6 protein-coding genes are annotated in these 7050 nt (G+C 63.8%); all 6 read right to left on the bottom strand.

Translation table 11 applies throughout. The annotated features are described in order from the left end of the window. Positions 1 to 1444: phospho-sugar mutase (locus VEK15_02510; GenBank protein HXV59539.1), on the bottom strand; the 1444-nt coding region annotated here is incomplete at its 3' end. Beyond that, positions 1431 to 2666, bottom strand: a complete 1236-nt coding sequence (locus VEK15_02505; protein HXV59538.1) for a Zn-dependent hydrolase — start codon at positions 2664 to 2666, stop codon at positions 1431 to 1433. The genes VEK15_02505 and VEK15_02510, both read right to left, overlap by 14 nt. Further along, positions 2663 to 4294 carry a hypothetical protein gene (locus VEK15_02500; protein HXV59537.1) on the bottom strand — a complete coding sequence of 544 codons (1632 nt, stop codon included), beginning with the start codon at positions 4292 to 4294 and terminating at the stop codon, positions 2663 to 2665. Before VEK15_02500 ends, VEK15_02505 begins: the two co-directional genes overlap by 4 nt. An 88-nt stretch (positions 4295 to 4382) precedes the next feature. Next, a complete protein-coding gene (locus VEK15_02495) occupies positions 4383 to 5093 on the bottom strand; it encodes a ZIP family metal transporter (protein ID HXV59536.1) in 711 nt (236 codons plus the stop codon). Positions 5094 to 5366: 273 nt separating this feature from the next. Beyond that, positions 5367 to 5798, bottom strand: a complete 432-nt coding sequence (locus tag VEK15_02490) for a recombinase family protein (protein HXV59535.1) — start codon at positions 5796 to 5798, stop codon at positions 5367 to 5369. Between the two features lie 218 nt (positions 5799 to 6016). Continuing rightward, positions 6017 to 6781, bottom strand: coding sequence for a LytTR family DNA-binding domain-containing protein (locus VEK15_02485; GenBank protein HXV59534.1), 765 nt, complete (start codon positions 6779 to 6781; stop codon positions 6017 to 6019). Between the last annotated feature and the right edge of the window lie 269 nt (positions 6782 to 7050).

Here is a 7050-nt window from a genome sequence, read left to right as displayed (position 1 = left end):
ACGTCGCCTCGAGCGCGTCGAGACGGGCTTTTGCGCGTGCCCGAGCGTGCTCGTCGAAAGGCTCGACGACCTCCAGATAGAACTTGAGCTTGGGCTCGGTTCCGCTCGGGCGGACGGCGACGCGGCCACCGTCGTCGCAGTCATAGACGAGGACGTCCTCCAGACGGGCCGTGGGGCGGCGCCAGCGCTCCAGGCGACCGACGACATCTTCGGACGCCACGTCGACGAGACTCTTCTGGCGGGTGGCGAAATAACCGTATCGGGAATAAAGAGCATCGAGCTCGTCGAGGAGAGTCTTGCCTTCAGACTTCAGGCTCGCGGCCATCTCCGCCAGGACCAGCCCGGCGCCGATGCCGTCCTTGTCTCGAACCACCGTACCGACGGCATAACCGAGGGCTTCCTCGTAGCCGTAGACGAACTGGCACCGCTCCTCGGCCTCGATACGCAGGGCGACGTTGGCGATCCACTTGAAGCCGGTCAGCGTATCCTCGTAGCGCACCCCGAGCTCTCGCGCCATCTCCGCGAGCATGCGCGAAGAGACGATGGTCGAGACGACGAGGGGTCTCTTCTCCCGGGTATGGCTCAGGACGTGATGGGCGAGCAGGACACCGATCTCGTTTCCGTTGAGGGTCACGTAGTCGCCTCGCCGGTCGCGGACCGCGGCGCCGAGACGATCGGCGTCGGGATCGTGGGCGAGCGCGATGTCGCATTCTTTTTCGCGCGCGAGCGCGATCACGCGATCCATGGACCCGGGCTCTTCCGGATTGGGAAATCGAACCGTCGGGAAGGTCCCGTCGGGCTCCGCTTGCTCGGCCACCGGGTGCACGTCATGGAGACCGTGACGTGACAGGGCCTCGACGAAGAGCTTCTGACCGCATCCGTGGAGAGCCGTGTAGGCGATGTGGATCTCACCGGCACTCGAAAGAAACGTGAGCCCGGCGACCGCGTCGAGGTAGGCCTCCTGAAGATCGACCCGCGTCCACTGTCGCGCGCGGGGGATCGCACTGACGGCGGGAGCCCGATCGATTTCGGCCAGGATCGCCGAATCGACCGGCGGGATGATCTGGGCGCCATTCTGCCAATAGACCTTGTAGCCGTTGTATTCCGGCGGGTTGTGCGAGGCGGTGATGACGATCCCCCCGGCGGCGCCGAGCTCCTTCACCGCGAACGCGAGGAGTGGAGTCGGCTGCGGGCCTTCCATGTAGTAGACGGGCATGCCCATTCCGCTTGCCACGGATGCGACGTCCTCCTGGAAAACATCGGAGAGTCTGCGAGCGTCGCGGGCGATGACGATCCCGCGCTCCTTCGCGCCCGGGATCGAGAGCAGATGGCGTACCAGCCCGTAGGTGACGCGGACGACGAGCGATCGGTTCATCTTCCCGGGTCCGTCGCCCAGAATTCCCCGGATGCCTGCGGTTCCGAAGCGGAGCTCAGGCTCGGTCATCGAGCTCGAGGACGGCGCGATAGAGCACCTCGACTCCCCTCGCACAATCCTCCCAGTCCGTCCACTCGTTCGGGTTGTGGCTGACCCCGTCCTTGCTGCGCACGAAGATCATGCCCGTCGGAATCCCGTGGCGGGCAACGCTCTGGGCGTCGTGGCCGGCGCCGCTCGGAAGCCGAACGGTATCGAGACCGAGCGAGGAAGAGACCCGAGCGATGTGATCCTGGAGGCTGACGTCGGTGAGCGCCGGGCCCTCGGAAGCGAAGGGCTGGATCCGGATCGTGGTTCGATCGTCTCTGGCGATCGCGGTTGCCCGTTGTCGGATGCGCTCGAGCACGTCGGTGACGACGGCTTCGTCGAGATCCCGCAATTCGATGGGCAGGTTGACGCGCCCGGGCACGACGTTGGGCGCTCCAGGGAAAGCGCGCAGCAGGCCAACGTTTCCGACCTGGCGTCCCGGCCGGGCCATGACTTCTTCTCTTACCGCCTGCGTGAGCTTCGCCGCGGAGAGCATCGCGTCGCGCCGCTCTTCCATGGGCGTCGTGCCCGCGTGGTTCGCGAAGCCCTCGATGGTGGCGTCGAAGCGAAAGATGCCTACGATTCCGGAAACGACGCCGATGGGAACGTTCTGCCGGTGGAGGTGCGGTCCCTGCTCGATATGGAGCTCGAAGTAAGCGGCCACGTCTTTCGGGTCGATCACTGCGGAGTCGAGCTCGCCGGGGTTCTGACCGTAGCGCTCGAGCCACTCCGACAGGCTCTCGCCGCCGGCATCGACGAGGTCGAGCTCCCCGCGCTTCGGGCCCGCGGTCGCGGCGCGGCTTCCGAAGAGTCCCTGGCCGAAGGTCACGCCTTCCTCGTCGGCCCAGATCACCATTTCGAGAGGATGGCGGGTCTCGATGCCGTGCTCGTCGAGGGACCGCAGCACCTCGAGGGCTCCCAGGCTACCGAGCGTCCCGTCGAAAATGCCTCCCTCGGGGACCGAGTCGACGTGCGAGCCGAAGAGGATGGCGGGAAGGGTCGGCTCCTTCCCCTGGCGCCGGCCGTGGACGTTCGCCGCGGCGTCGACCCATACGTCGAGGCCGGCGTCCCGCATCTCGCGGATCACCCACTCACGCGCCTGCTGATCCGGCGGGGAGAACCCGAGCCGGGATACTCCTCCTTCGGGAAGCCTGCCGAACGCAGCGATCTCGAGAAGGCTTTGCTTCAGCCGCTCGGCGTCGATCAACGATCCTCGCTCGACTGGAGGAAGCGGCGCGCTTCCTCCATCCCGGGAAGCTCGGAGCCCGCGTCGGGAACGCGGGCGATCGCCTCGTAGTGACGCGCCGCCAGCTTGTCGTTTCCGAGCTTGGCAGCGGCCCGCGCCGCGCCGAGAAGCGAGCGCGTCCGCTTCGGCGTTCTCAGGAGAGAGTTCTCGAAAGCCACCAGGGCCTCCTCGATCGCGCCCTGGTCGAGCAGGAGCTCGCCGTATAGCTCATGGGGCGGCTTGACCGGCGAATCGGTCGAAGCTTCGCCCGGAGGCCCGGAAGGCGGCTCCATCGATTCCGCGATCGCGGTGGCTTTCTTCATGTGCTCTCGTGCCCGCTCGGACCCGCCTTCCGCGGAGGCCACGAGCGCGTCCAGCTCCCTGGCCATGATAGCGACCTGGTTCCGGTCGTCGGTGCTCGCGTCTTCCATCTTTCCGTGGAGCTCGTGAATGCCGGCACCGGCTTTCTTTGCCGTATCGAGATCCGAGGTACGCACCGCGCTCATTCCGCTGGCGAAGAGAACCGTCGCCGCCGTCCGCTCGTCCACCTCGCCCTCACCTCGAATCTGCGCGAGGATGCCGTCTACGTCCGAGACTTTCCATCTCTCGGTCTCGACGACCTGGAGCGCTTCCTGGCGGAGCAACCGCTCCTTGAGTCCCCTGGTGGAGTCCTCTCGGTTGGCGATAGGACGGAGCTCGTCGAGGCATGCCTGCGCCGCGTCATATCGGCCCTGCTGCAGGTAAGCGTACTGGAGCCAGTAGAGCGCGTGAAAGGAATAACGCGTGGGCGACAGGCCTTTGCGGTCGGCGCGCGCCTTCGAGGCTTCCCACGAGGCTTCGTTCCGTTCGGCCACGTGGTCCCACATCCCGTGCTGAACGAAGATGTGGGCGGGCATGTGAAGGGCGTGCACCGCGGCAGGGGCAATCTCGGCATACTTGTGGGCCGCATAGAGGGCGATGGGAGCGTGAGCGGGGTCGTCGTAAGCATGGATGATGTAATGGGCGGCTCCGGGATGATCGGGGTTCTCCCGAAAGACCTTCTGCGAGATGGCGCCTGCCTGCATATCCTCGCGCAGGCTATCCACGCCGCGGACCTTCGTGCGCATCAACGAGAGCGCGTAGAACGTTGCGGCTTCGTGATCGTCGGGATACTTCTCGTAGATCTGCCTCATGGCTTCGGAGTAGGCGAGCGAGCGCTCGTCGATGGGTCCTTCGCCGTAGAGCAGCTCGACGGCATCGAGGTACATTCTTTCCCGCTCGGTCCCTGCCTTCTCCAGCCTTTGAGCGCGTCCGCGCGCGAGCTTCTGGAGCGCACGTCGTGCCTCCGCCATGTCCTGGTCGGTGGGGGCGTGGTGGCCGTAGGAATAGGAGAGGGCCTCGCCCCAGAAAGCGAGCGCGAAATCGGGGTCGATCCGCTGCGCCTCCTGGAATGCTTCGGCGGCGTCCTCCCACTCGAAGCTGTGAAGCATACGGACGCCGTTCAGAAACGCATCTTGCGCTTCGGGCGCACCCGAGTTCTCGAACTCGATCTTGCCGAGCACGGACTCCTGCGCCGTCGCCAAGGCCGCGCTCGACATGAGTCCTGCGACGAGCCAACAGGCATACTTCATGATCGTCTCCTCCGGTCGAGTTTTATCAGACGCCGGCGGAAAGGGCCACTGGTTGAGTGAGAAAAAAAAGTAGGGGATGGCTAGGGTGCTACGAAAGCAAATGCGCCGCATAGACGAAAGCGAGACCGGCGAGAAAGATCAACGGCACGGAAGAAGGGTCGGTCTGGTTTCGCATCGCTTCGGGAAGAAGTCGACTCGCGGCGAGGTACAGGAGCATTCCCGCGAATAGACTCAGGAGCAGAGCGAGAAACGACACCGGCATCACGAGACGGGATTGGGCCCAAATGCCCAGGAGTGGGGCGACCGCGGTAATCGCGAGCAGGGTCAGGGTCTGGCGGATGCTGTGCTCGGTGCCGAGCATCACGCCCACCGCACCGACGCCGTCGGCGAGCTTGTGGAGCAGGACAGCGAATGCGACCGCGGCTCCCGTGGTCTCACCCGCGCGGAAACCTTGACCGATCACCACGCCGTCGATGAAGGCATGGATGGCGATACCGATGCCGCCGGAGAGTCCCGCAAGGCGCCTCGACTCCTTTCGATGCTCGCCTCGATCGAGCACGTAGAAGACGAAGAACCCCAGCGTCGCGACGATCCATACCGTCGCCTTCGGAAGGGCGGCCTCGCTGTCCTGGAGCAGCTGCATCGCGTCGGGGAGAAGCAACAACACGACACCCCCGATGAGGGCGCCGGAGCAAAAAGCATAGATGCTGACTCGATGTTCGCGAAAGTGGAGCGCGAGGAGTCCGCTGAGGAGAGTGACCGCACACGCGGCGGAAGCCGCCGAGAGATTCGGATTCAAGAGGCGATCTTATCGCAGTTTTTTTTGCAAAAGGGTCTTGACAGCGCCAATCCTTAGATGTAGAGTCCCATTCGCAGTCAAAAGGCGATTTCATTCGGCCACGGCTGACTCGTCCCCTCCTTGTGAAGTGAGGATGGGGCTGGGTTGAGTTGGCATCCTCCAGAAAGTTAGAAACCGAGGGGGAATATCGGAGGGGCCATCTCATTAAAACCGTGGTTGGGACTCCATCCTCACTTCCTCAACTTCTCGTGGTGCGCCTCGTCTCGTCCGTGGTCAGGTCACCGTGGACAGCAAGCGCTCTTTGTGTTGGGACCACTCCCGCGCCGAGAGGATCTCTGGACCGAACTCGATGATGCGTGGCAAGAGCCGGAAGACAGCGACCTGAGTCCAGGCGGAGCCCGCGCGCGTCGTAAAGCCTCGGCCATTCAGCTCGGAAGCGATTCGTGAAAGCGGGTAATCGGCGGCAATCATCGCCACGATCACCTGCATGATCTCCTTCTCCACCGGATCGACCTCGAGGTGGCGGCAATCGGGCGATATCCGAAGGCCATAAGGAATGGGTTGAGGTCTCGGCTCCTCATGGTCTTTGCGGCCGCGCTCCCATTCGATCGCGACCGCGCGCCAACCCTCCCTCTCTTTCGCCTGTACGGTATCGGAGCTCGGAAGCGACGAGACGGGCTCCCTCCAGCGTTCTATTTCACTCATACGGATCCCTCCAATTTGCTTGCAAGCAAGCCATATGCCAGCGGCGTTCCTTTCCTCGGGATTCGCCGATCATGCGACTACCTAGGTACAACGAGTGGCGGTTCGCATGAGTTTCAAACTCTGACACGGATCTGGGTATGCTCTCGAATCGTCGTCTCTTCGGAGTGGCTCGCCATGCCCGTCCGACTCCGGGACCGCCGATGTCCAGGATCGCGCAGCTAGAGATTCAGATGCTCTTTCAGCCGGCGGGTGTGCGAGCGGGATACCGGGATCTCCGTTCCCGCGCGATCCGTCATCTTGAGTTGAATGGTGCGATTGAACCAGGGAATCACCTCGCGGATGCGCTCGAGGTTGACGATATAGGAACGGTGAACCCGCCAGAACACGTTCGGGTCGAGGGATGCGGAAAGCTCCTCGAGCGTGCGGGCGTTCGATGTCCCGGTAACGTGATCGGTCACGACGGTAACCACGCCGTCCTCGACGCTGGCATAGACGATGTCGGAGTCGTCGACGAGCATGTAGCGCTCGCCCGCCTTGACGACTAGCCGTCTCTGACGCGTGCCGCGCTCGAGCGCTCCGAGGAGCCGCTCGAGCTGATCCTGGATCGGCAGGCCTTCTCGTTTCTTCTTCGCCGCCCGCGACACCGCCTCCTTGAGCCTGGACTTTTCCACGGGTTTCAGCAGGTAATCGACCGCGTTCACCTCGAACGCCTTGATGGCGTACTGATCGTAGGCGGTGACGAATATGAGGTGCGGCGGAGCGGGCAAATCGACCAGGCGGCGCACCACCTGAAAACCGTCGAGTCCCGGCATCTGGATGTCGAGAAAGAGCAGATCCGGGGAAAGCTCCTCGATGAGCCCGACGGCTTCGATCCCGTTTCCCGCCTGGCCCACGACGTCGACCGCGGGAATCGACTCCAGGAGAAAACAGAGCTCCTGGCGAGCGAGCTCCTCGTCGTCGACCACCAGCGCTCGTAACGTCATTTTTCCGAACGAACAGAAGGACGCGGAGTCGCGGAGGCGCAAAGGACCAGTCTTGACAGATCCCGTTTCCCGTCCGAGATCAACGACATTAACGGTGCAGCGGCTGGCCCGTGAATTCTGATTCTTCGCGCCGCTGCATCATTGCGCCTTTGCGTTTTATCTTCGAAACGCGAACCAGTCATCGTCATTCTCTCTCTCAATGCCGTGGCGGGACCCGTAATCGATCGTGCCGCCACGGCTCGGGCTGCTTACGGCGCGGCAAGCGCGCC

The sequence above is a fragment of the Vicinamibacteria bacterium genome (assembly GCA_035620555.1).
Lineage (GTDB): Bacteria > Acidobacteriota > Vicinamibacteria > Marinacidobacterales > SMYC01 > DASPGQ01.
The sequence above is the reverse complement of the archived record's forward strand: the minus strand, read 5'-3'. Positions and strand labels throughout refer to the sequence as shown.

Excerpts from the sequence above, each read along its gene's own strand:
- VEK15_02500 (HXV59537.1), bottom strand. The coding sequence starts at position 4,294 with ATGAAGTATGCCTGTTGGCTCGTCGCAGGACTCATGTCGAGCGCGGCC.
- VEK15_02490 (HXV59535.1), bottom strand. The coding sequence starts at position 5,798 with ATGAGTGAAATAGAACGCTGGAGGGAGCCCGTCTCGTCGCTTCCGAGC.
- VEK15_02485 (HXV59534.1), bottom strand. The coding sequence starts at position 6,781 with ATGACGTTACGAGCGCTGGTGGTCGACGACGAGGAGCTCGCTCGCCAG.